Origin of the sequence: Desulfopila sp. IMCC35006 (assembly GCF_005116645.1) — a bacterium.
Lineage (GTDB): Bacteria > Desulfobacterota > Desulfobulbia > Desulfobulbales > Desulfocapsaceae > Desulforhopalus_A.
This window is the reverse complement of the sequence record NZ_SWCM01000002.1, coordinates 249005-271371: the sequence shown is the minus strand read 5'-3', so window position 1 is coordinate 271371 and position 22367 is coordinate 249005. Positions and strand designations below refer to the sequence as shown.

General features: G+C 49.5%; 22 protein-coding genes. 20 read left to right on the top strand and 2 right to left on the bottom strand.

Annotated features, from left to right (window positions below; genetic code table 11):
* Positions 1-13 precede the first annotated feature (13 nt).
* The 7 genes from FCL47_RS05145 (at position 14) to FCL47_RS05115 (ending at position 7639) form a co-directional block, all read left to right on the top strand.
* Entirely contained in the window at positions 14-1417 is a 1404-nt protein-coding gene (locus FCL47_RS05145; RefSeq protein ID WP_136812405.1) for a sigma-54-dependent Fis family transcriptional regulator, read from the top strand.
* Positions 1418-1427: 10 nt separating this feature from the next.
* Positions 1428-1787 (top strand): hypothetical protein, encoded by a 360-nt coding sequence (locus FCL47_RS05140; protein WP_136812404.1) that lies wholly within the window; start codon positions 1428-1430, stop codon positions 1785-1787.
* The gene (locus tag FCL47_RS05135) at positions 1784-3505 is read left to right on the top strand and encodes a PAS domain-containing sensor histidine kinase (protein ID WP_136812403.1); all 1722 of its coding nucleotides are present in this window, start codon (positions 1784-1786) and stop codon (positions 3503-3505) included. The genes FCL47_RS05140 and FCL47_RS05135 overlap by 4 nt, the downstream gene beginning before the upstream one ends.
* Positions 3492-3914 (top strand): response regulator, encoded by a 423-nt coding sequence (locus FCL47_RS05130; RefSeq protein WP_136812402.1) that lies wholly within the window; start codon positions 3492-3494, stop codon positions 3912-3914. Before FCL47_RS05135 ends, FCL47_RS05130 begins: the two co-directional genes overlap by 14 nt.
* Before the next feature lie 86 nt (positions 3915-4000).
* Positions 4001-4645 carry a HAMP domain-containing histidine kinase gene (locus FCL47_RS05125; RefSeq protein WP_136812401.1) on the top strand — a complete coding sequence of 215 codons (645 nt, stop codon included), beginning with the start codon at positions 4001-4003 and terminating at the stop codon, positions 4643-4645.
* A gap of 119 nt (positions 4646-4764) precedes the next feature.
* The gene (locus FCL47_RS05120) at positions 4765-6255 is read left to right on the top strand and encodes an ATP-binding protein (protein ID WP_136812400.1); all 1491 of its coding nucleotides are present in this window, start codon (positions 4765-4767) and stop codon (positions 6253-6255) included.
* Positions 6233-7639 (top strand): sigma-54 dependent transcriptional regulator, encoded by a 1407-nt coding sequence (locus FCL47_RS05115; protein WP_136812399.1) that lies wholly within the window; start codon positions 6233-6235, stop codon positions 7637-7639. The genes FCL47_RS05120 and FCL47_RS05115 overlap by 23 nt, the downstream gene beginning before the upstream one ends.
* A 10-nt stretch (positions 7640-7649) precedes the next feature.
* Here FCL47_RS05115 and FCL47_RS05110 read toward each other — a convergent pair whose 3' ends face one another.
* Positions 7650-8042, bottom strand: a complete 393-nt coding sequence (locus FCL47_RS05110; protein WP_167496370.1) for a hypothetical protein — start codon at positions 8040-8042, stop codon at positions 7650-7652.
* Between the two features lie 585 nt (positions 8043-8627).
* On the opposite strand from FCL47_RS05110, the gene FCL47_RS05105 reads away from it, so the two are divergent.
* The 11 genes from FCL47_RS05105 to FCL47_RS05055 all read left to right on the top strand — a co-directional run bounded on the left by FCL47_RS05105 (position 8628) and on the right by FCL47_RS05055 (position 19591).
* Positions 8628-9239, top strand: a complete 612-nt coding sequence (locus FCL47_RS05105) for a hypothetical protein (protein ID WP_136812397.1) — start codon at positions 8628-8630, stop codon at positions 9237-9239.
* 11 nt (positions 9240-9250) lie between these two features.
* Positions 9251-10906, top strand: a complete 1656-nt coding sequence (locus FCL47_RS05100; protein WP_136812396.1) for a PAS domain-containing sensor histidine kinase — start codon at positions 9251-9253, stop codon at positions 10904-10906.
* A gap of 53 nt (positions 10907-10959) precedes the next feature.
* Complete coding sequence (locus FCL47_RS05095) at positions 10960-11388, top strand: sigma-54 dependent transcriptional regulator (RefSeq protein WP_136812395.1); 429 nt, start codon at positions 10960-10962, stop codon at positions 11386-11388.
* A gap of 69 nt (positions 11389-11457) precedes the next feature.
* Positions 11458-12801, top strand: coding sequence for a sulfite exporter TauE/SafE family protein (locus tag FCL47_RS05090; RefSeq protein WP_136812394.1), 1344 nt, complete (start codon positions 11458-11460; stop codon positions 12799-12801).
* Positions 12802-12841: 40 nt separating this feature from the next.
* Positions 12842-13501, top strand: a complete 660-nt coding sequence (locus FCL47_RS05085) for a hypothetical protein (RefSeq protein ID WP_136812393.1) — start codon at positions 12842-12844, stop codon at positions 13499-13501.
* An 84-nt stretch (positions 13502-13585) separates the two neighbouring features.
* Positions 13586-16186 (top strand): PEP/pyruvate-binding domain-containing protein, encoded by a 2601-nt coding sequence (locus FCL47_RS05080; protein WP_167496369.1) that lies wholly within the window; start codon positions 13586-13588, stop codon positions 16184-16186.
* Positions 16179-16565, top strand: a complete 387-nt coding sequence (locus tag FCL47_RS05075) for a response regulator (RefSeq protein WP_136812391.1) — start codon at positions 16179-16181, stop codon at positions 16563-16565. The genes FCL47_RS05080 and FCL47_RS05075 overlap by 8 nt, the downstream gene beginning before the upstream one ends.
* A 272-nt stretch (positions 16566-16837) precedes the next feature.
* Positions 16838-17254, top strand: a complete 417-nt coding sequence (locus FCL47_RS05070; RefSeq protein WP_136812626.1) for a septal ring lytic transglycosylase RlpA family protein — start codon at positions 16838-16840, stop codon at positions 17252-17254.
* 191 nt (positions 17255-17445) lie between these two features.
* Complete coding sequence (locus FCL47_RS05065) at positions 17446-18354, top strand: hypothetical protein (protein WP_136812390.1); 909 nt, start codon at positions 17446-17448, stop codon at positions 18352-18354.
* Between the two features lie 191 nt (positions 18355-18545).
* Entirely contained in the window at positions 18546-19025 is a 480-nt protein-coding gene (locus FCL47_RS05060) for an RNA polymerase sigma factor (protein ID WP_136812389.1), read from the top strand.
* A complete protein-coding gene (locus tag FCL47_RS05055) occupies positions 19022-19591 on the top strand; it encodes a glycogen-binding domain-containing protein (protein ID WP_136812388.1) in 570 nt (189 codons plus the stop codon). The genes FCL47_RS05060 and FCL47_RS05055 overlap by 4 nt, the downstream gene beginning before the upstream one ends.
* A gap of 11 nt (positions 19592-19602) precedes the next feature.
* Here FCL47_RS05055 and FCL47_RS05050 read toward each other — a convergent pair whose 3' ends face one another.
* A complete protein-coding gene (locus tag FCL47_RS05050) occupies positions 19603-20220 on the bottom strand; it encodes a hypothetical protein (protein ID WP_136812387.1) in 618 nt (205 codons plus the stop codon).
* 281 nt (positions 20221-20501) lie between these two features.
* Between FCL47_RS05050 and FCL47_RS05045 the strand changes: the two genes are divergently transcribed.
* Positions 20502-20735 carry a hypothetical protein gene (locus tag FCL47_RS05045; protein ID WP_136812386.1) on the top strand — a complete coding sequence of 78 codons (234 nt, stop codon included), beginning with the start codon at positions 20502-20504 and terminating at the stop codon, positions 20733-20735.
* Between the two features lie 1090 nt (positions 20736-21825).
* Complete coding sequence (locus tag FCL47_RS05040) at positions 21826-22326, top strand: GNAT family N-acetyltransferase (protein WP_136812385.1); 501 nt, start codon at positions 21826-21828, stop codon at positions 22324-22326.
* Positions 22327-22367: the final 41 nt, after the last annotated feature.

Sequence of the window (22367 nt, the reverse complement as noted above, 5' to 3'; positions counted from 1 at the left end):
GGTGAGAAATGAGATGAATTTCCCCTTTGATGTCAATATTCCTCTGTTGCTGGAAGGGTTTCCGCATCCGGCAATGATTCTGGATGAAAACTTCCGAATCGTTGCCTTAAATCGGCTGCTGGAGGCAATGACCGGCTATGATGCCGAAAGCGTTGCCGGTATTCACGGGGAACTGATTATCCGCTCGAATACCGGTAACAGCAGGGGACAGTTGTACAGCAACGTAATGCAGACCGGGGTGTCTGTCTCCGTCACCGGGGATATCATTAATTCGTATCGCCGGAAAATCGCCGTACAATACTCCATCGCTGTTCTGGATGACAATGCCGGCAGACACTGCGGTCTGCTGGTTATTGTCGAAGATCTCTCCGGTCGGGAAATTGTCAATAGTTCGGGGATCGCCAATTATTCAACAATGGAGATGATCGGCCACAGTGCAAAGATGCAGAAGGTCTTTGATATGATTCTGCTGCTGGCCCAAACGGATACTTCTGTCATGATTACCGGGGAAACCGGCACAGGAAAAGACAAGGTTGCCGAAATCATTCACCAGAAGTCGTCCAGGGCAAGATTTCCGTTCATCAAGGTCAACTGCGGCGCCCTCCCTCCAGGTCTGCTGGAATCTGAGCTTTTCGGCCACGTTAAGGGGGCATTCACCGGGGCCTCCCGCAATAAGCCGGGGATGTTCAGCCTTGCCGACAAAGGAACTCTTTTTCTCACCGAAATTGGTGACATGCCGCTGCCTTTGCAGGTAAAACTTCTCTCGGTCCTTGATGACCGCGAGTTCGTCCCTGTTGGCGGCGAAAATAAAATCAGTGTCGATGTCCGTATTATTGCTGCAACCCATCGGCCGCTTCGCGATCAAGTGCGTAAACATAAATTCCGGGAAGATCTCTTTTACCGGCTCAATGTGCTGCAGATTCATCTGCCGCCCTTACGGGAACGCGAGGGGGACGTCCGGTACCTGCTTGACTATTTCCTGCAAAAATTTACCAAAGCCCTGAACAAGCCAATTCTTGGCTTTGCCCCCAAAGCCCTGCAGGCGCTGCTGAATTTCCAGTATCCCGGCAATGTCCGCGAGTTAAGTAATATTGTTGAATATGCGGTAAATATCTGCCCCAGAAAAAAAATTAATCCGGACCATCTGCCTCCCTATATTTTTGACCAGCAGGCGGATCGGATTCCCGCTGCGGACAGCTCCCCCAGAGAATTTTCTCGCGAAGCGAAAAAGATCGATAGCGCGGCAGGATATACGGCACCTTCAGATGCCCGTGAGAGCTGGTCGGAAATTGAACGTCAGTTGATTGTCGATATCCTCAAAGATCACCGGGGCAATAGAACGAGGGTCGCTGAAGAACTCGGCTGGGGCCGGATGAAGCTTTGGCGTAAGATGAAAAAATACGGGCTGCAGCAATAGCAGGGGGGAAATGATGCAAAAAATGATGGTCCTCATTCAGGGAGATTTTGTTGCCCCACGTTTTGATCTGGCCACGGAGGTTCTTATGGTTCAGTTTGACAAGGGCAACGTTATCGGGGAACCGAAAATGATCATCATGGAAAGATCATCCGATGAAGCATTGTGCCAGATGGCTGTCGAAGAAAACATTACCGATATCATTTGTGGTGGCATTGAGGAAGTGCATTACAACTTTCTGGTTTGGAAAAAAGTGGCCGTGTTGGATGCTGTCATAGGAAACTGGCGAAAAGCGGTTGAAAAAGGTGTTGCCGGTACCCTGTCTCAGGGAGAAATATTACATTCAAATAAGGACGAATCGTTGACATTATGAATGCATTACCTGGTTTTCTGCATAAAATCCTGCCCGATACATTTAAGGATTCGATCAATTTTGGCCTTCACCGGAGAAGCTACAGCCAGTTTCGCCTGCTGCTTTTTCTGGTCATGATAGCCATTGCCATGGGACCGGTCATAATGACTGCCGGTCTTGGCTATTACAACTACAAAGATCTTCTGCAGAAGGAGGAGCGTGGCCAGTTGGAAGCACGATTGACGGGTTCGAGTCACGCAATAGAAGCGCTGATCGACAGTCTCAAATCGGTCGTGGTGTTTGTTGCCCGTAAGAATCGCTACGTTGAACTGACCACCGGCAAAAATCTGGAGGAACTGTTTGCCAGAATCAAACGCCAGTATGAGTATTTTGCCGATCTGGGGGTTATTAATCAATCAGGTATCCAGCAAACCTACTGGGGACCCTATGACCTGGAAGGTACTGATTACTCTAAAGAAGAATGGTTTAAGGAGGTTATTGACAAGGGAGTGTATATCAGCCATGTCTATACCGGCTATCGTCATGTGCCGCATTTTGCCATTGCTGTTGCGAATCATGATCCAACCACAAAGAAAACATGGGTTCTGCGGGCAACCATTGATGCGGTAACGCTGCAAAATTTTGTCAATACGATTAAAACCAACGCCTCGGATGATCTGTTTCTGGTCGATGATGCCGGCTACCTGCAAACCTCATCGGAAAATTATGGTCAGAACCTCACCCAACTGGTAGCCGATATCAAGCCCGGCTTGCAGCAGGGTGTGTCAAAAGAAGGAGAAAATATTTTCTATGCCAAGGGCAAAATCAAAAATACGCCATGGTCGGTGATTCTGGTTGAAAAAAGATATGTCCATCATCAGGACTGGGTGACCTTTCGTTCCAGACTTCTTATCATTGTAATAGCTTGTCTGGTGATTAATCTGCTGGTTGTCTACGGCCTTGTTACCATGCTTACCAATCTTATTCGTAAGGCCGATGAGATGCAGCTGACGATGCTGCAGGAAGCCGAGCACACCGACAAACTGGCGTCGATCGGCCGCCTCGCTGCAGGTGTCGGCCATGAAATCAACAACCCGCTGGCGATAATTAACCAGAAGACCGGACTTGCCGAGGACTTGATCCTTATCTCGCCGGATTTTGAGCACAAGAAGGCTATCGAGGGGTGTCTCAAGGTTATTGACCAGAGTGTCGAAAGATGCAAGGCAATCACCCACCGCCTGCTCGGTTTTGCCAGGCGTGCCGATGTGCATGATGAGGTTCTGCAGGTGAATGACGTTATCAAGGAAGTGATGCAATTTCTGGAGAATTCGCTGATGCACAGCCGTATCCGCCTGGAACTCCAGCTGCAGGAGGATCTTCCGCTCATAACCAGCGATCACCTCCAGCTGCAGCAGATATTTTTAAATATCATTAACAATGCAATCGATGCCATCGGCAAGGATGGCCTGGTAAACATTATGACCCATCTGGTTGCCGGAGAAGTGCGGGTGGTCATTCAGGATAATGGTTCCGGTATAGACAGCGAAATCCTGCCGCATATTTTTGAACCGTTTTTCACCACCAAGGAGACGGGCAAAGGGACAGGGCTGGGTTTATCGATTACCTATGGTTTAGTGAAAAAACTGGGCGGCGACATCACCGTACGGTCGCATGTCGGTCAGGGTACCGCATTTACCATAACTCTCCCCATACACAGTGAAGAACATGACAACAATTGAAAGAAATAATCTCAAAGTATTGATCGCCGATGACGAAGTCGAGTTCGCCTCAACCATAGTCACCAGGCTCAACCTGCGAAAATTTGCCGCGACTATGGCCAATTCTGGAAAAGAAGCGCTGGCCGCGATTGAACAGGATCCACCGGATGTTCTGCTTCTGGATTTGAAGATGCCTGACCTTGACGGCCTGGAGGTTCTGGCCAGTCTCAAGGAGAACCATCCCGGCCTGGCGGTTATTATTTTAACCGGACACGGTTCGTTTGAAGCGGGACGGCAGGGTATGGAACTGGGGGCGTTCGATTATATCATGAAGCCGGTGGATCTCAATCTGTTGATCAGTAAAATTGAAGATGCCTTTCAATCGAAAGGCAAGCAAAGCGAAAAAACTGATGGCAAGTCTGCTGTGTGATACCTTGATTGCGCCGAAGTTAATTTTTTGATGATTGGAAAGATGGCAGTTGAAAACATGTTCCCAAGCTGGAGACCGAAACAATTATGGAAAAAGCTACTACAGACCGGATCTGCGTGCAGGTCTTTGCCAAGATCTCGGCGTCAATCTCCCATGAGATAAAAAATACCCTGTCGATAATCAATGAAAACGCCGGACTGCTCGATGATTTTGCGCATATGGCGGAAGAAGGTGTCGGGGTGGCGGTAGAGCGGGTACACGCCGTTACGAAGACCATCGCCAAACAGGTCGACAGGTCCAATATCATCATGAAAAATCTCAACCGTTTCGCCCATAGTGCGGATAACTATGTCGCCCATGGCAATCTCGAGGAAACGCTTGCCTTGGTCGTTGCTCTGACTGACCGCCAGGCCGCGATGAAAAATATTACCACAACCCTGCACTGCCCCCCCGATATTGCCTTTTCTACGTATCTTATTACTTTTGAATCGCTCGTTTATCTGACCGTGCTGGCTCTTTTTCAAGCCAGTACAGAAGGAAGCACCCTCGCTATTGAGGTAGAAGACGAGACACCGAAAATCACCATCTGCTTTACTGTGCAAAGTGGTGCTGCCCATCCTTTTGCAAACTATCCCGACGATGATCAGAAAGCCCTTGCCGAACAGATAGCCGCCTCCTGCCGCATTGAAGAGAACCAGCTTTTTTTGAGCTTTCCTTGTGCTGTAAGCTAATATTTGACATCCTGACAGAAAAAAAGTACTCCTCAGAACAGCTGTGGATTCTGAGGAGTCTTCAGCGTTTGTCGAGGTTGAAATGAACGGAAAGCCTGGTGTATCGTAAGGAGAGAGGCATGTTGGCTGCGTTAAGTCTGAGGTCCAGAATAGGTGTTATTTTCAGTGCGATTGCCATCATCGTGATGATTGGCGGGGGGAGCATGCTCTGGTATACGCATCAGATGGATACCGTGCTGGTGTCCATGGTCAATAAGGATTTCATCCTGTACAAGACCGCTCAGAATATGGAGCTGGCACTGGCCAATCAAAAGGGACTCCTCACTTATTATCTGGTCGATGGTGACGCAAAATGGCTGAAATCGCTTGGCGAGTATCGGCAGATTTTCTATCAGATCATTGAAGATGCCCAGCGCCTGGATCTTACCCCCAAGCAGCGCGAGGCCTTACAGGTTATTTCTGATAAATACCGAGTGTATACCCAGGAAAAGGACCGAGCCATCGAAAATTACAAAAGCGACCGTTTTCATGGGAGTATTTCCAGCCTGCATGAAAAACAGCGAGATGCTTTCTTTGGGGTTTTAGGGCTTTGCCGGGCTTTTAGCGAGGACCAGTGGCGGGTCATCGTTAAAACCGAAGAAAGGAGTAAAATTCTTTCGCAAAATCTGCGAGCGGTCGCCTTTATCGCCATTGCCATGTTTACCCTGTTGGGCACAGTCTTTCTCTTTATCCTCTATCGGCACATTCTTGGTCCGATTCGGGGGCTGGCCCTTGAGACGGGCAGTTCCGCCCAGGAAAGCTCTAAAGATGAAGTGCATTCCCTGACCCATTCGCTCAAGGGGATGATGCGGGATTTTGGCGAGACCAGCAATGAACTGGCCAGAAGTCGCAAGAACTTGCTGCAGGCGGAACGCATGGTGATGGTAGGAGAATTGGCGGCAGGGGTGGCGCACACTATCAGAAACCCCTTTACTTCAATAAAAATGAGGATGTTTTCCCTGGGGCGTTCCCTCAAACTGACGGAGACCCAGGAGGAAGATCTGCAGGTTATCTCCGATGAAATTGCCAGAATAGACCGAATTGTTGAGAATTTTCTCGAATTTGCCAGACCGCCGAAACTCCGGTTGAAAGAATGTCGTCTGGGGGATGTGATCAATTCGGTATTGACCCTGCTGGAATATCGGCTGAAGGCCTATAACGTTGCGATGCAGTATGAGTTTCAACCTGACCTGCCACTGGTCCGAGTGGATGTCGACCGGATCAAGGAAGCACTGGTTAACCTGGTGATCAATGCCTGCGAGGCGATGGAAACCGGTGGCCGTATCACCATCACCGAACGGCATGAGACGCATGCGAAACTCGGTGATGTCATGGCCGTCACCGTCAGTGATACAGGGCCGGGAATTCCTGAAGCGATCATCGATAAGGTGACCACTCCCTTTTTTACTACCAAGGAAGACGGCTCAGGTCTTGGTCTCAGTATCGTGGTCAGAATTGTGCGGGAGCACAGCGGTAAATTCATTGTTTCCTCCAATGCGGGCGAGGGGACGCAATGTGCCATTTTATTGCCGATAGGGGGAGAGGATCATGAATCGGATTCTGATAATTGACGATGATCAGCCGCTGGGTTTAAGTTTTGCTAAAATACTGTCGCAGGAAGGGTATCAGACCGAAAACGCTTTTACCGGCAGGGAGGGAATCGACTCGGTAAAGAATAAACCGCCGGACCTGGTTATTCTCGATATCCGTCTGCCGGATATGGGAGGACTGCAGGTATTCGAAGTGATCCATGACCTGTTTCCAAAACTTCCGGTCATTATCATCACCGCGTACAGCAGCACCGAAACCGCCATCGGAGCTATTCAGAAAGGCGCTTTTGACTATATCTACAAACCGTTTGATGTCCCGGATATGTTGCTCGTTATCGAAAAAGCGGTCGCCGCCGGACACTGCATGTCCTCGCCGGTTGACGTCAATCCCGATGGAGAAATTTTCTCCGGCCGGGAAGCGCTGGTCGGCAGCGGCAGCAGCATGCTGGAGGTGTATAAAGCTATTGGCCGGGTCTCGGCAACGGATGCGACGGTGCTGATCAGGGGCGAGTCGGGTACCGGGAAAGAACTTGCCTCGCGGGCAATTTACAACCATTCCAATCGAGCGGATAAACCCTATGTGGTTGTCAACTGTGTTGCGATACCGGAAACCCTGCTGGAGAGTGAGCTGTTCGGCTATGAAAAAGGGACCTTCACCGGTGCGGTGCACAAACGGGTCGGTAAAATCGAACAGGCGAGGGGAGGCACGGTCTTTCTCGATGAGATTGGCGACATGCCGCTGAGTATCCAGTCCAAGTTCCTCCGGCTGCTGCAGGAGAACAGTATCGAAAGACTGGGTGGCAAGGAGCCGATCGATGTAGATGTCCGGGTTATTGCCGCAACCAATCGGGACCTGGAGGCGGCCGTTGCCGCGGGAACTTTCCGGGAGGATTTATACTATCGGCTGCGCGTGGTTACCCTGACCATGCCCCCTCTCCGGGAACGTAAGGAGGATATCGATGCCCTGGTCGAATATCTTCTGACCAGGTTGTCGGCTGAAATGTCCCTCGCCAACCCCGGTATTACCGCCGAGGCACTGCATAAAATTAAACAGTACGACTGGCCCGGTAATATTCGCGAGCTGTCGAACAGCATGAAAAAAGCCCTGATCTTCAACCGAGGTGCGCCACTCTTACCAGAAGATATTACCCTTGATCAGGAAAAGACAGCGCAGGGTGATACGGTAAATCAGGCAATTGCCGGGAATCTCAAATCATGGATTCGCGCTCTTTTGCGAACGGAAAACCAAGAAAGACTGTTTGATTCCAGTCTCGATCACGTTGCTGCGCTTCTCATCCAGGAAGCCCTTGTCATGACCCAGGGAAACAGGTCGCACGCTGCGAAATTACTCGGTATATCCCGGCCGACCCTGCATGCTAAAATGGAAAAATTCAAGATTCGGTAACTCCACTGCATCAGGCTGTGCTCTTCTCCTGAAAACGAGTGAAGCAGGTCTGGACTATTGATTTTATAGCGCCGATGCTCTGGCCGTCTTTTTCAACCAGATGGATATTATGGCCTGGCTGAATAGTGGCAGCCCAATCAGCAAAGGTATGCATGATTATCTGCAGCGAGGGGCGTCGACGGACCATCTTGTCGATGAATTCTTCGTCGAAACCATGGAAGAGTTCCGGGTCGAGAATAATGAGATCCAACGGGTGCGGACTGGCGATGTGTTCGAGCACCATTATACCGGTTTTGACGCTGGCGACCGTGTATCCCTCTTTTTCCAGTTCGCGTTGCAGGAAATCACGAACATTATGATTGATATCGGTCACCACAATATGAAAGGTATCACGGGATCGCATAGATGAAATGTTCCGTCCTCTGGAAAATTTATTGTCAAAATTTTTCTTAAAAGTGTCTTTTCTCGTTCGTCCTGCTTGTACGGATGCTCTTTTCAGCAGCTGGTTCACCGAAGTCATTACCGCACCAGACAACAGATAACTGACCCTTTCCTACCTCCTCTCGTTTTCAGGACGATTCCCTTTAACGCAGCCGACAAGGTTCTGCTGTCATTTCTTTACGCAATTAACATGCCATTGGTTGTTGTGTTCGGCATCGTATCCTTTCGAGAAGTCTGCAAAGCCTGAAAGAGCGCTGATTTTAGAACATATTCTCAAATATAACGACCGCGGCCGGCTGGGGCCCAACCGGGTGCGGTGTCAGTTCCTTTTACACGGTGTTAAGGAACCGGACGCTATGGAGATGTGCAACGGGATAAAACCCGGCCCAGGTAAAATTCCGGCTTTCCTGAAATAAAGTAACATGCTGATTATAAACAAATAATAATTATTTTTACATGCTGTCGTAATCGTGGCACGCCGGTTGCGTATCCCCTCTTAGAATTGAAAGTTGTATCTCCACCAAAGAGTCTGACGGAGCACACAGTAATGATCAGAGGATGGTATCACAGTATCAAAAATGGACAGCGTCTCCTGGCGATTGACGAAATAGCCGAGGGGTGCTGTGTATCCCGTCAGGAGGCGAAAAGATGGTTTGCCGACAAGATCCGGCAACCGGGACCCGCCGGGAATGAACTGGTTGATGCTGCCGAGGTTGTCTGGTTCCTGGTCAAAAACAGCATGCCCGTAGCAACGTCGCTACTGCCTCCGAAAACCAAAAAGATCCTCTTTGTCGCCAACGAAGAAAGTGAGTTTCATGATAAATGCGAAAAATTCGACCGGATGTGTCATGTTCTGGCCACCAACTGCAATATCCTTGTGGAGACATCAACTGCAGGCAAGGCGGCTGACCTGAGCCTGCTCACCTTTTCTCCTGACCTGGTGGTCATTTTTGTCAAGTCCTGCAGCCGGGAAACCATCAACACCTTTCATCTGCTGACGAACTTTCCTGAGCAGAAAATGATCCTGTTTATAGACGAATCAATCAAAACCGATTTCGAACGGGAGCTGGGGAAACTTCCGGCACCTCATCTCATCGTAGGCGATACGCTGCCGATAGATGAAGTGCTCCCGAATTTGAGCCGGGTCTTTGACAATTGACAGGGGCGGCCATGGAAAGGAAAAAACATTATTACGACTCTATCACCAAAAGGCTGCTTGTCGCTTTTTTCTTTCTGAGCATCGTGCCCATCGTCAGTTTTGCCTGGGTCATGAAAGATGCGGTTGAAGATACCAATATCATAAAGCTCAACGAGCTCGCAATCAGCACCATTGAACATCGGAGCGAGGTTATTTCCCAGTTCCTGAATGACAAAATCAATATGCTCAGCAGGCTGGTTTCGCTCTATCCGAAAGATTTCTTTTTCGATTCGAAAAATGTAGAAAAAGTGTTTCTTGCCATGAATAATCAGGGAAACATCGTTGATCTCCAGGTCATAGACGTAACCGGAACACAGCATGCTTATGTCGGACCGTACCGGGCCCAAGTAGCGGGCAAGAGATATGATGATGCGCAGTGGTTTCGGGAGACCTTGATCAGTGGTGTGCATGTCAGCGATGTCTTTACGGGATATCGGAATACACCGCATTTTGTCGTGGCCGTCACCGATCCCCTCAAGAACTACGTGCTCAGGGCAACCATCAATTCGAGCATCTTTAATTCTTTACTCCATTCCGCCCAACTCGGTCCCCATGGCGATGCTTTTATTGTCAACCACGCAGGAGAACTGCAAACCCCAAGTCTGCTCGGTAAAACGGCTTTGTCGGAAACGGACAAAAAACTCATTTCCTTTGATAGCAGACCGGCATCGCTCATCACGAACACCGATATCTATACGACCCGTCTCATAGACAGGGGGCACTGGTTATTGATTCTGAAAGCCAATATAGCCGATTCTCTTGGCTATTACCTCCGTCTTCGCGACAAAATCATTCTCATCGTCATCGTTATTTCACTTTTTTCCATGGCCGCGGCTACATTTATCAGCCTCGTCCTTTCCAGGAATTTTGAGAGAGCAGACAAGGAGTATGCAGCCCTGAGTCTTCAGTTTGTCCAGGTGGAAAAAATGGCCACAGTGGGCCGGTTAGCCGCGGGGATTGCCCATGAAATCAATAATCCCCTGCAGATGATCACCAATCAGGCGGGCTGGATTGGCGAACTGCTGCCGGATGAGGATCCGGCGCTCGTAAAAAACCTGGGCGAATATCAAAAGGCCGTCGAACAGATCAAACATCATGTTCGACGGGCCGGAACTATCACCCACCGGCTCCTTGGTTTCTCGAGGAAAATGTCCAATCAACAGGAAAAAGTGCAACTCAACGAGCTTGTCGAGGAGACTGTCTCCTTTGTTGAACGAGAAGCCGGTTATCACAATATTGTCATCGAGAAAAATCTGGCCCCGAATCTGCCGGCCACCATGATCGATGGCCCACAGCTGCAGCAGGTTTTTCTCAATCTGATCAATAATGGCGTGGATGCTATTGGTCAGGACGGCAGGATTGAGATCAGTTCTAAACTGAGAAATGACGGCAAGCTGGAGATGGTATTTGCCGACAGCGGACCTGGAATTCCGGCAGAAAACCTCAAACAGATCTTCGATCCATTTTTTACGACCAAGGATCCAGGCAAGGGGACCGGTCTTGGACTCTATATATGCTATGACATCATTAAAAAACTTGGAGGATCGATATCCGTCGAAAACAGAAAAAACGGGGGTGCCATGTTCACCATTGTTCTGCCGGTCATTAGTTTTGGCACACAGAAATGAGGCGAATGATGAACTCCTACTGCCAATTTAAGATTCTAAAGGAGATGGAAATAATGAAAGATTTCAACGTACTGGTTGTAGATGACGAGGATGAGTTTCGGGAAATGACCTCGAAAATTCTGACCAAAAGAGGATTGCATGTGCAGAGCGCGGAGAGCGGTGAGAAAGCGCTGGAAATTCTACAACACAGCCGCACCGATGTGGTGCTGCTCGATGTGAAGATGCCGGGCATGGACGGCATTGAAACCCTGAGGCAGATACGCAGCATCAAACCGCTGGTCGAGGTGGTGCTTCTGACCGGTCACGCTTCCGTGGAGTCGGGTATCGAGGGGATGAAGCTTGGGGCCTTTGATTATCTGATGAAACCCATCGAGACCGATCCGCTTCTGGAAAAACTCACCGAAGCCTACGAGAAGAAGCGGTTGCATCAGGAAAAGATCGACCAGGCACTCATGAAAAAACATATGTCAATGCCTGTCTGATTGGCGATGAACAGGTGTGACGAACAATAACAGGTTGGATATAAAAATCTTAAAAAAGAGGAATGACTTATGAACTATTTCAGGGAGTTTTATCAGATGATGGTCAGGGGGTCCGAGGCATACGCGCGCTGGGACCTGGAAGCATCAACCAATATCCTGCGAAGCCGAAAAAGAATGGGGATACTTTTTCTCCTGCTCCTGCCGATCGTGATCGGCGGGATAGCTCTGGCTGCCGGCGACGGCTTGCCGCATATGATTGGCGGTAAGACTGCATACATGCCGTCGCATTACACCAACGTAATTTTCTTTGCATCAATTTTTGTCGGGGTCTGCGCCGGTCTCATCACCGGCTGCATCGGCGCGGGCGGCGGCTTTATCATCGCCCCTGCCCTCATGAGTGCCGGCGTAAAAGGTATCCTTGCTGTCGGTACCGATCTGTTTCATATCTTTGCCAAGGCGATCATGGGCAGCGTACTGCACCGAAAAATGGGCAATATCTCCGTTTCCCTGGCCACGACCTTTCTGGTCGGCTCCATCGCCGGGGCAACTCTGGGTGGTATGTTGAACAGATATCTGTACGACCTGAATCCAGTGCTGAGCGATCTGTTTATTACGACGGTCTATGTCTTTATCCTTGGTTTTCTTTCCTTTTATGCCATGGCTGACTACTGGACTGCCAGAAAAGGCGAGGCGAAGACGAAAGAGGCGGATAAGAAAGCATCTCGCGAAGAACAGGTTCCGCCGATGGGCAAACGTCTGCAATCCATCCATATTCCTCCAATGCTGACCTTTGATGAGGGTGTTACTCCCGGCGGCCGTAAAATATCGGCTATCTTTCTGGTGATAAGCGGCCTGATTGTCGGCCTCGCCGCCTCCATCATGGGCGTTGGTGGTGGTTTTCTGACCTTCCCGATCTTTGTCTACGGCCTGGGTGTTTCCTCCATGACCACGGTCGGCACGGATATTTTCCAGATCGTTTTCACCGCCGGATACAGTTCCCTCAGTCAGTATGCATTCTACGGCTTTGTCTTCTATACGCTGGCTATGGGTATGCTGCTTGGCTCGTTGATCGGGGTGCAGATTGGATCGCTCGTCACCAAGGTGGTGCCGGGAATCATGATTCGCGGTTTCTTCGCCCTCGCGGTAACCGCCGGTTTTATCAATCGTTTCTTCGCCATGCCGGAAAAACTCCAGAGTCTTGGGTACCTCCAGATCACGAAAAGTACCGGCGCAATGCTCAATACGGTGGGTAATTGCCTGTTCTTCCTGGCTATTGGCACCTTTACCCTCTGGGTCTTTTATGTATTCTTCAAAAATATTAACGAATTGAGATCGGAAGAGTCCTTCTCCCATCTTGAAAAGCCGATCACTAAAGATTCCAACCTGAAAGAATTGAGAACGGAGGGCAACTGATATGAGTATGCAAAATAAGTTAAAAACAAGAGGAATCGTGATGCTGATAGGGTTTTTCATCTTATTAGGCGCAATCTTCACCCCCATTTTTCCGGGTAAGGCGGGCAAGGTGAACGGACTCGATTTTATGGACAACCTGTTCAATACGATTTCCAAGGGCTCATCGTATTTTATTGCGGATTCACTTAAATCCAGTGACAAATATGCCGGCCAGATGATAGACGTGAAGATTAAAATGGACAATGAGCAGCAGGCCATCAATACGGCCAAACTCTTCCAGGTCGGTGGTGCAGAGGCTACTGTTTCCGGCAAGGAATTGGCGATCAAGGGGGATATAAGCCTGATGCTGAAGAGCAGCCTTGCCGATGCCGAGCAGATGTATCACAATAATGGTGCACCGGTAGCGAGCAAATACGGTTTTAATGAGAAAGAGGCAATCTATAACTGGTGGATGGCGTTTAAGGCGATAGACAAATCTCTCACTGCGCAAGAGAATTTTAAAGAGGCAAAGGCCTTCAGTTCCATCCGCTCAAAGGCTCTTGAACCGGCCTATAATTATTACGGAGTCGCCTCCAGCAATTATAAGGACAATATCGGCCTGATTGCCGCTGCGCTTCTTTTCTACGTGGTGTATACTGTCTGGTACGGATTTGGCCTCATGTATCTTTTTGAAGGCCTGGGGTTGAAGATCGGCCATTAATCCTCTGACAATTCGGCAAACTTCATGACGTGTGGCGGGAATTTTCCCGCCACACGTCGTAAGAGCTGGAAAGGATCTCCGCATATGCATCGCATTTTTGCCGCTATAAAACAGACCCTGTTTCCCGAGTCCAAGTCAAGCGCCAGTCCCGAAGAACTGCGCATCGCCTTTGCCAAACGTTACACCCATTTCAGAAGTTTACTCACGGCGAACAACAATGCCCTGCAGGCCATGGCCGAACTGGAAAAGGTCTACTACAGCGGCGAGAGTTACCGAATGGCCTTTGTTCGATCGAAAATTTCGACCATTTTGATCAATGTGTATAAGATGATTCGCAACATCCTCGCCATGTCGGATGGGAAATATAAGGAACTTGAACCGATATTTGATAAAATAAGTAATGATATTAGTGAAATAGTTGAGAGAAAACGTAATTTTCAACAGGGCCCCTTTATTCTTGAGTTGAATGAGGTGCGGAGAAAAGACAAGGATGAGGCCGGTGAAAAAATGGCCAATCTCGGCGAGCTTGCTGCATTGCCGGGAATTATGGTCCCACCTGGCTTTGTCGTTACGGCTTCGGCTACCCGACATTTTTTGACGCCGGACCACATCGCCGAGATCAATCGACTGCTGCAGGTGCTTGATCCGGATAATCTCGACGATCTCTACAGCGCCTGCGAAAAAATGCAGAACATAGTCATGAACACACCCTTGCCGCCGGATCTTGAAGAATCGCTGCACCTACATGTCAATCGTCTGGAAGCAGGGAGTCATCCCGGATGCAAGGTCGCCTTGCGCTCAAGCGCTCAGGGGGAAGATACGGCCGGGGTCTCTTTTGCCGGCTTATACAGTACCTTTCTTGATATCGACAAGAGCATGATTTCTGAATCGTATAAGAAAGTTATTGCCAGCAAGTATGGCCCAAGGGCCATTGCCTATCGTCGAAAACGGGGCTATCGGCATGAAGATATAGAGATGTGTGTCGGCTGTCTGCTCATGGTCGATGCACTGGTAAGCGGAGTCGTCTATTCCAGGGATCCCGAAGAAGAAAATAGTGCGGTAATGCGTATCAATGCAACATCGGGGATCGCCAGGGGCGTGGTCGACGGAACGACGGTGACCGACCTTTACCTGGTCAGCCGTACGCAGCCTTTTTCAGTCGTTTACCGAGAAATGCGGCAAGGCCGGGGTACGGGAAGGGAACACGCTGCCGACACCGGTTCTCTCACCGTCAAACAGATTCAAAGACTTGCCGAAACCGCCCTGCAGCTCGAAAGCCATTTTGGGCAAGCCCAGGACATCGAATGGTCGTTTGACCGTCAGGGCGATCTGTATATCCTCCAGAGCAGACCGATACCCGCCAGCAGGAAAGAACCAGCACAGAATGCGGTAGAGGCGACTGGGCCGAGTGAAACCGCAGAGCCGCCATTTCTGACCGGCGGGATCTGTGCCAGCGGCGGAATCGCCAGTGGCGAAGTCTTCCTGGTCGATTCCGAAGAGCAGATACAAAAATTCCCCAAGGGTGGCGTGCTGGTCATCAGGCACCCGCTGCCGGAATGGGCGCCGCTGCTGGGCAGGGCCGCGGCGGTGATTGCCGAGAATGGCTCGGAAGCCGGGCATTTAGCCACTGTTTCCCGGGAGTTCGGCATTCCTGCCTTGTTCAGCCTGGACGGGGCAATGAAGGTACTGGTCAATGGTCAGACTATAACGATAAACAGTTCGGCCCGGGCCGTGTATAAAGGCCGCCGGGAAGACCTGCTGCGCCTCAATATTGTCAAAAGAGATATCATGGCGGGGAGCCCGGTGCAGAGGATTGTTACCGAATCCCTGCAATATATTACTCCGCTCAACCTGAATGACCCTGCATCGACCCATTTTAAATCTACCTGGTGTGAAACCCTGCATGATATCACTCGATTCTGTCATGAAAAATCCGTCTCGGAGATGTTTAACTACGGTAAGGAACACCATTTTGACAAAGGGGCGGCCAAGCGGTTGGTGGGCGATGTTCCACTTGAGTGGTGGGTGATCGATCTGGCGGACGGATTTCGTCCGGGGCTGGACAGTAAAGATAAATCGGTGCGTGTCGAGGACATAGTTTCCGTGCCGATGCAGGCCATCTGGCATGGTATTTCAGCTTTTCCATGGGAGGGCCCGCCACCGATCAGTGCCAGAGGGTTTGGGTCGATAATTTTTCAATCAACCATGCGGCCGGATCTCGATCCGTCAGTGGCATCAGGTTTGACGACAAAAAACTACTTTCTGGTATCGCAAAATTTCTGTAATCTCAGTGTTCGTCTGGGCTACCATTATGCGATGATTGAGGCCTATCTAAGCGACCTGCTGACCGAAAGTTATGTGACCTTCCGCTTTAAAGGCGGAGCTGCCGATATGCGGCGCAAGGCCGTGCGGGCACGGTTGCTCGCCGACATCCTCAAGCGTTATGATTTCCGGGTTGAATTACGTTCGGATGCGCTGCTGGCCCGGATCAAAAAACAGCCGGTGGAGTATCTTGAACAGCGCTTACAGATATTGGGCTACCTTATCACCCATGCGCGACAACTGGATATGGTTATGAATCAACCGGAGGCGGTTGAACAATACCGGAATAAGTTTATCCAGGATATTGATGAGATGCTCTCCCGGAAATCAACCTTAACCATCGAGGAACCGAGTCATGGATAGGAAATGCAAAATTATGCTGGTGGACGACGAGCTGAATTTTCGTGAAATTATGGCTAAATTTTTTCAGAGACGAAAAATTGATTTCGAGACCGCCGGCAGTTGCCTGGAGGGCCTTGATTTGCTGGGCCAGGGCTGTTTCGATGTGGTGGTTATGGATGTCAGTATGCCCGGGCTCGACGGTATCGAATGCATGGCTGAAATGAAAAAGGTGCAGCCTGATCTTGAAGTCATTATTCTTACCGGTCATGCCTCGCTTAATGTTGGAATCAACGGCATGAAGAAGGGTGCTTTCGACTATTGCCTGAAACCTGTCGATTTTGATGAACTGCTGGAAAAAATTGTGCTGGCCAAGGAAAAAGCCGCTGCCAAAGACTACTGATAAGACCGATATCCCCGTGATAAGACTCCTTGTCGTCAGACCTTTGCCGACAGGAATATAACCTTGATTGAACCTCCCCGTCACCGTCTTGCCGACAATCCATCGCTGGCGCATCATGTCACTATTTACCCCTAAAACTTTTTTCAAAGATGGTGTAGAATCAGCCAACGATTTGCAATGATTTTTCAGGCGGCATGACTCTTCCCCGGCACCTGTCGGACTGATCTCCCATTTTATTTGCAGGAATACTTGTGAAATTTCCAGCTACGCAGATGCCACCCTTCGGGTTCTCTTCTTTACGCCTGAGCTGTGTTTATCCCCTCGTAATAGTGTTTCTATTGTCGCTTAATGGGTGCGGCAGCCTCCAGAGGCCGACTCTGCAGCCAGGGCCGTTTACCTATGAAAAGACGGGAATAGCTTCTTGTTACGCCAAAAAGCATCAGAACAGACCAACTGCAAGCGGGGAGATCTTCAACAACAATTTAATGACAGCGGCGCATAGGACCCTGCCCTTCGGCACCAGTGTCGTCGTCAAAAACGTAGGTAACGGTAAATCCGTCCAGGTAACAATAAATGACCGGGGTCCATTCATTAAAGGGAGAATTATTGATCTTAGCCGGGCGGCATTTGCAAAAATTGAAAATATCAGCAGAGGAGTGACAACCGTAGAAATCAGGGTTGTGGAATAAAGGGCCGATGGGCGGTACATTGGCGTCGCCAATCCACCGGATTGTATTTGTATCAGGATAGTCCTCCCCGCCTGTCCCATGAGGCAAAGAACGAAATTGACCTGGAAAACAGTGTTTTTTCAACAATATTGTAACCTCTCAATCCATCGGGCGTTATACTGATAAAACTAATCTGCCCAAGGGAGGTGCATATGAAAACTACGCGTCTATGTATTATTGCTGTCTTTGTCATGTCCATATGGGCTCATGCTGTCCAGTCTCAGACCTTGACGCAGCAGGAGCAGAATAACGTCCGCGAACTCACCCGGGAAATGAGTGGCCTGGGTGTACCGGAAGAGCAGGCACAAAAAATGTTGTCCCTGATGCATCAGAATAAATACCAGGAACAAAACATCGTCCGTGCCCAGCAGACCGTCCTCAATGCTGCCAGGGAAAACCTGCCGACAGAACCGGTCATGAATAAGGCCATGGAAGGTCTGGCAAAACAGGTTCCGCAGGAGCAGGTGGTCGCGGCCATGGAGGCGGTACGCAATCGTTATAGTTATGCTTACCGAGAGGCCAGATCGGTGTCAGGAGACAAGAAAATCAACAGGTCCATCGCAGAAGCGATTGTTGACAGCCTGGCCGCAGGGATGGCACCTCGGGAAATGGACACGATAATGGCTCGTTTACGGCTCCAGACCCGCCAGCAAAATAGAATGCAGACTGACGATCTGTCATTGCAGACACTGCTGACCGTCCGGTCAATGATGCGGTTGGGTGCCAGATCGACGGACACTTCAGATACCGTATGCCAGGCTTTGCAACAACGATATACTGCGCGGAACATGGAACAGTTGCGGTCTCGATTTTCCCGGGAAGCCCAACATACGTCAGCCAGACAATTGGCGCACCAGTATGCCGGATCTATCGGGAAAGGCGCCGGTACCCCGGGCAGTAAAGGGTCCGGCGGCGGGGGGTCAAACGGCGGCGGTTCTGGCGGCAATGGCGGCGGTTCCGGTGGCAGTGGCGGCAGTGGCGGCGGTTCCGGTGGCGGTTCTGGTGGCGGCAGCGGTGGCGGCAGCGGTGGCAGCGGTGGCGGCGGTGGCGGCAGGGGGTAAGAGCAGATTCAACCGGTGCACTTTTGCCTAGCCATATGTAGCACCGTTTGGTTTGGTAGTACCCCATCCACCCGGTGCGCGTATCCTGCCAGTTTTTCCATGTTTTAAACGATCAGGCGGGAACTGCAAAAAAAAATATGTAGAGGGGGATAAAGATATCCGGGACAGGGTATTCTTTGCAACAACTTCCTATGGAAAAATACGATGTTTTCTATACAAGAAGCAAAGACGGTCTTTTCGCTTATTTACTCAGAATGACTGGAGATTACCATCTGTCCTGCGATCTGGTACAGGAGAGCTTCAGCCGCTATCTGCAGCGTTATAGTGACATCGGCGAAAGAAGTCGCTCCCTGCTGTACACCATCGCCAGAAATGCGGCCATGGATACTTTCCGGAAGGTGAAAGTCGATCAATTGAATCCTGATGGCTATGCCGACCAGAATAACAATCCCGAACAGCAACTCGATGACCGGCAGTCATATGACAGGGTGATGGCGGCAATACAGCAACTGTCGGTTATCGATCGCGAATTGATTTCGCTGCTCTCCGGAGCAGACCTGACCTATGCCGAAATCGGCCGCATTCTGGGCATCAGTGAGACAAACGTAAAAGTGAAAGTGCACCGGGCCCGGCTCAGGCTCAAGGAAATATTGAGCAATGGAGGTACATGATGGACTATCTTGGCAGTATGTATATCGACAACGAACTCGATCTCGAGGAAAAGGTCCGGTTTATCGAGAAAATTCACTCGGAACAGGATTTTTATCAACAGACCGTTGATCTTCTGGTGCAGGAAAAACAGGTGCGTACCATACCGGAAAAATTCATGATTCCGGTAGAAACGCGTGTACGCTTTGACCTGAAAAAGTGGCTCGGGAAAGTTTTTCACCCTTTAGTGTATGCTGGCGCTGGATTCGCTTTTGCAACCCTGGTTTTATTTGCGCTAAGGCCCGTTTCAACCAGTCAATTAGCTGCGGTTAACAGATTTGTGATTTATGAACCGGCTGCGAGTCGAGTTGAACTGACCGGAACATTTAATGGATGGCAGCGAGTGGCGATGCACCAGATTGGAACGACCGGATACTGGGAGCTGAACGTCCAGCTTTCTTCAGGAGAATACCGTTTTGCCTATATCCTTGACGGTTCCAGGAGAATCGCCGACCCGACACAACCCACGCGGGAAAACGATGATTTCGGCGGGGAAAATTCAATTTTAAAAGTGGATAAGCAAGCCTGACAAGCAACTCTCTACCGTAGAATTTTCTTTGCCGCGTTTGGGTAATACTTTACCAGGCATTCAGGGCAAATACCTTGGGAACACTGTACGCCGTTGTGCTTTTCGAGGTAGGTTTCAACGGGTTTCCATTCTCCTTTGTTCTTTTCTTCAGTGATATTTTTGCAGTGAGAGCAAATGTGTAAGACATCGTGACAACTCTCAACTGTTTCCTGTATTTTCCTCGATTTTCTTTGTCCGCTAATATTTATCCCCAGTCCAAGGACCAGAATTTTGTCTTTTTCAATCGGATAGGGATAATCATGTACTTCGTAAAGCTGTCCGCGCAGCTTGTCCCGCCATATCCATACCTGTTCGTTCTGTTCTTTAAAAACTGTTTGTGCCGGACAGTCTTTGCAGGGAGACGTGCGGCCACGCATCGCTGCGTAGCAGGGAGTTGATGCATCTGAGCTGCCAAACTGACGGTGAAAATATCCGTTTGCATACTGGAGCGTATAGTCCTGGGCAAGCAAATAGAGAAAAGCTGGAAGCCTGTCAATAATCACTCCCCCTATATGGTGATGCAGGTTATCAATCTTGAGTTTCGACAGACCAGCTACTGGATTTCCACTTGATAGTAAGGATCTGGACATGCGTCTTCCTCTTGCTAGAATAGATGGTGTTGACCTGACAATCCCACCAGAAGTCTGACTCTATAAAATAAACGTTTTACCCCGGAAAAGGTTACAACAAAAAGATCCATCGAGCAGCTATTAGCTGTTTCGACCTGCGCTCAATAATTATTTCAAGGATAAACGTAACTATGTGTCAGATTTATCGTTACTATTTCAGGACCAGAATAATGCATTTCCGAGATAGGACAAGAGTTATTTGAACCCGTTTTTTTCTCCATAGACCCGAAGAGGGAAGAGCAATGCGTAACAGATTTTTAATCGTGCCTGGACTGACGTGCTCGGATATTCCAGTCGACGATGTGCTCGAGGCGGCAATCGGTGAGCTCAGGGACGTAGTTATCATCGGTACGTACAAGGATGGCCGGGAGTTTTTTGCCTCTTCAATAGCCGATGGACCGAATGTCAACTGGATGCTCGATAGAGCAAAAAAAGCACTCATTGAGATTATAGACGCAGAGAGAAGCAAAATTTGATTGTCTGTCAGAATAATTAACAGACACTTCCGCTTTTATCCCTCTGCTTGGCGGGGGAGCCTCTTTAGCGTCAATCCTGTCAATTCATTCACACTAATCGCCATAATTAGTAGGCCCGCCTTCGTTTATTGCATAAAACTCTTCTTCTCTGGTAATGTATCGCTGAACAGCGCACACCCTGGTTCAGTAGCTGAATATTAGGGGAGTCAGAATTTTATATAAAAATGTGATTACCACTAAACCTCAGCTATATGGGAATCTGATTACCCCTCAAGTTCAGCTACTGAAACAGGGTGTGGGCTGTTCGTTTCCCGGGACGCCGTAAACCCATCCCTGGGGGCTTCGCTGCAGCCATCCTTGGCTGCAGAGACCCGTAAAACAAACAGCCCACACCCTTCCATTTCGACAAGCTGAGCTTGAGGGGTAATCAGATATGGGAATATGAGGTGCCCTTTGCACGGGTGTTCCGCAGCCTGGATGGCTGCGGTCAAGCCCCCAGGGATGGGTTCATGGCGTCCCGTGCAAAGGGCACCTCATGGCCCTCTGGACCTTCCAAGCTGAACTTTGTGGTAATCACAAAAAATAATGAGATGAAAAAGTATCATCTTATCAATATTTCATTGCAGGCCAGGAGAGAATTACATACCGGGTTGTGGAAATCGTCAGGCTCTGATGCAGGTGCCCTGTTAAAACCGGAGGATTTCGAAAAGGCAGCAGCCGCCAGCGCCTTCCCAAACCAAACAAATTGGTGCGCCAATGGACATAGGCTTTTGCTGCCTCGCAATAGGTATACCGCTCTTTTCTGGCGATCAGGACAATTCAGATGACGTTGCCAGAAGGGGGTGTCAAATAGATTTACTTCTGCGTGACTCGTGGTATACTTATTTTTGTTGTAAGTAATTGATATTTGGTCACTATGGGGGCAGTCGGTCTACCGTGGGATTTTTTCGCCGGGCAGCGATTTTGTCTCCGGGGCGTGCGGTACGTGGCGGACTCGCAGCACACTCTTATAATGCGCCCAACTCTTTTTGCTGCTGTTCAGCCCGCCTCACAAGTCGAACCGAATACTCCAGATAAAACGGAGAATCGCATGATCATTAGAAAAGAAACGCGCGCCGATATTGAAGCAATAACCGAAGTCACCATCGCTGCTTTCAAAACCCTTGCTGTCAGCAACCATACAGAACAATTCATTGTCAGTGCATTACGCGCAGCTGATGTGCTGACTCTCTCTCTTGTCGCCGAAATTGATGGACGGGTTGTCGGACATATCGCCTTTTCACCTGTAATAATTTCAGATGGAACTACGGGCTGGTATGGTCTGGGGCCGGTTTCTGTACTGCCTGAATATCAGAAGCAAGGCATTGGGAAAGCGCTGGTCAACGATGGTTTGTCCCGGCTCAAACGATTGGGTGGACAAGGTTGCGCTCTTGTTGGTAATCCGAGCTATTATAAAGGGTTCGGTTTTATGAATTTTCCGGACCTGGTGTATGAGGGAATACCGCAACAATTTTTTCTGGTTTTACCTTTCAGTGACGAGGTTCCGAAGGGTACCGTTGTGTTTCATGAAGGGTTCCTGGCAAATGGCTGACAATTGCACCACGTCTGACCTGCATTTGCCCATCGCACTGC

Coding starts and splice junctions, on each gene's coding strand:
- FCL47_RS05145 (WP_136812405.1), top strand. CDS start 14: ATGAATTTCCCCTTTGATGTCAATATTCCTCTGTTGCTGGAAGGGTTT.
- FCL47_RS05140 (WP_136812404.1), top strand. CDS start 1,428: ATGATGCAAAAAATGATGGTCCTCATTCAGGGAGATTTTGTTGCCCCA.
- FCL47_RS05135 (WP_136812403.1), top strand. CDS start 1,784: ATGAATGCATTACCTGGTTTTCTGCATAAAATCCTGCCCGATACATTT.
- FCL47_RS05130 (WP_136812402.1), top strand. CDS start 3,492: ATGACAACAATTGAAAGAAATAATCTCAAAGTATTGATCGCCGATGAC.
- FCL47_RS05125 (WP_136812401.1), top strand. CDS start 4,001: ATGGAAAAAGCTACTACAGACCGGATCTGCGTGCAGGTCTTTGCCAAG.
- FCL47_RS05120 (WP_136812400.1), top strand. CDS start 4,765: ATGTTGGCTGCGTTAAGTCTGAGGTCCAGAATAGGTGTTATTTTCAGT.
- FCL47_RS05115 (WP_136812399.1), top strand. CDS start 6,233: ATGAATCGGATTCTGATAATTGACGATGATCAGCCGCTGGGTTTAAGT.
- FCL47_RS05110 (WP_167496370.1), bottom strand. CDS start 8,042: ATGCGATCCCGTGATACCTTTCATATTGTGGTGACCGATATCAATCAT.
- FCL47_RS05105 (WP_136812397.1), top strand. CDS start 8,628: ATGATCAGAGGATGGTATCACAGTATCAAAAATGGACAGCGTCTCCTG.
- FCL47_RS05100 (WP_136812396.1), top strand. CDS start 9,251: ATGGAAAGGAAAAAACATTATTACGACTCTATCACCAAAAGGCTGCTT.
- FCL47_RS05095 (WP_136812395.1), top strand. CDS start 10,960: ATGAAAGATTTCAACGTACTGGTTGTAGATGACGAGGATGAGTTTCGG.
- FCL47_RS05090 (WP_136812394.1), top strand. CDS start 11,458: ATGAACTATTTCAGGGAGTTTTATCAGATGATGGTCAGGGGGTCCGAG.
- FCL47_RS05085 (WP_136812393.1), top strand. CDS start 12,842: ATGCTGATAGGGTTTTTCATCTTATTAGGCGCAATCTTCACCCCCATT.
- FCL47_RS05080 (WP_167496369.1), top strand. CDS start 13,586: ATGCATCGCATTTTTGCCGCTATAAAACAGACCCTGTTTCCCGAGTCC.
- FCL47_RS05075 (WP_136812391.1), top strand. CDS start 16,179: ATGGATAGGAAATGCAAAATTATGCTGGTGGACGACGAGCTGAATTTT.
- FCL47_RS05070 (WP_136812626.1), top strand. CDS start 16,838: ATGCCACCCTTCGGGTTCTCTTCTTTACGCCTGAGCTGTGTTTATCCC.
- FCL47_RS05065 (WP_136812390.1), top strand. CDS start 17,446: ATGAAAACTACGCGTCTATGTATTATTGCTGTCTTTGTCATGTCCATA.
- FCL47_RS05060 (WP_136812389.1), top strand. CDS start 18,546: ATGGAAAAATACGATGTTTTCTATACAAGAAGCAAAGACGGTCTTTTC.
- FCL47_RS05055 (WP_136812388.1), top strand. CDS start 19,022: ATGATGGACTATCTTGGCAGTATGTATATCGACAACGAACTCGATCTC.
- FCL47_RS05050 (WP_136812387.1), bottom strand. CDS start 20,220: ATGTCCAGATCCTTACTATCAAGTGGAAATCCAGTAGCTGGTCTGTCG.
- FCL47_RS05045 (WP_136812386.1), top strand. CDS start 20,502: ATGCGTAACAGATTTTTAATCGTGCCTGGACTGACGTGCTCGGATATT.
- FCL47_RS05040 (WP_136812385.1), top strand. CDS start 21,826: ATGATCATTAGAAAAGAAACGCGCGCCGATATTGAAGCAATAACCGAA.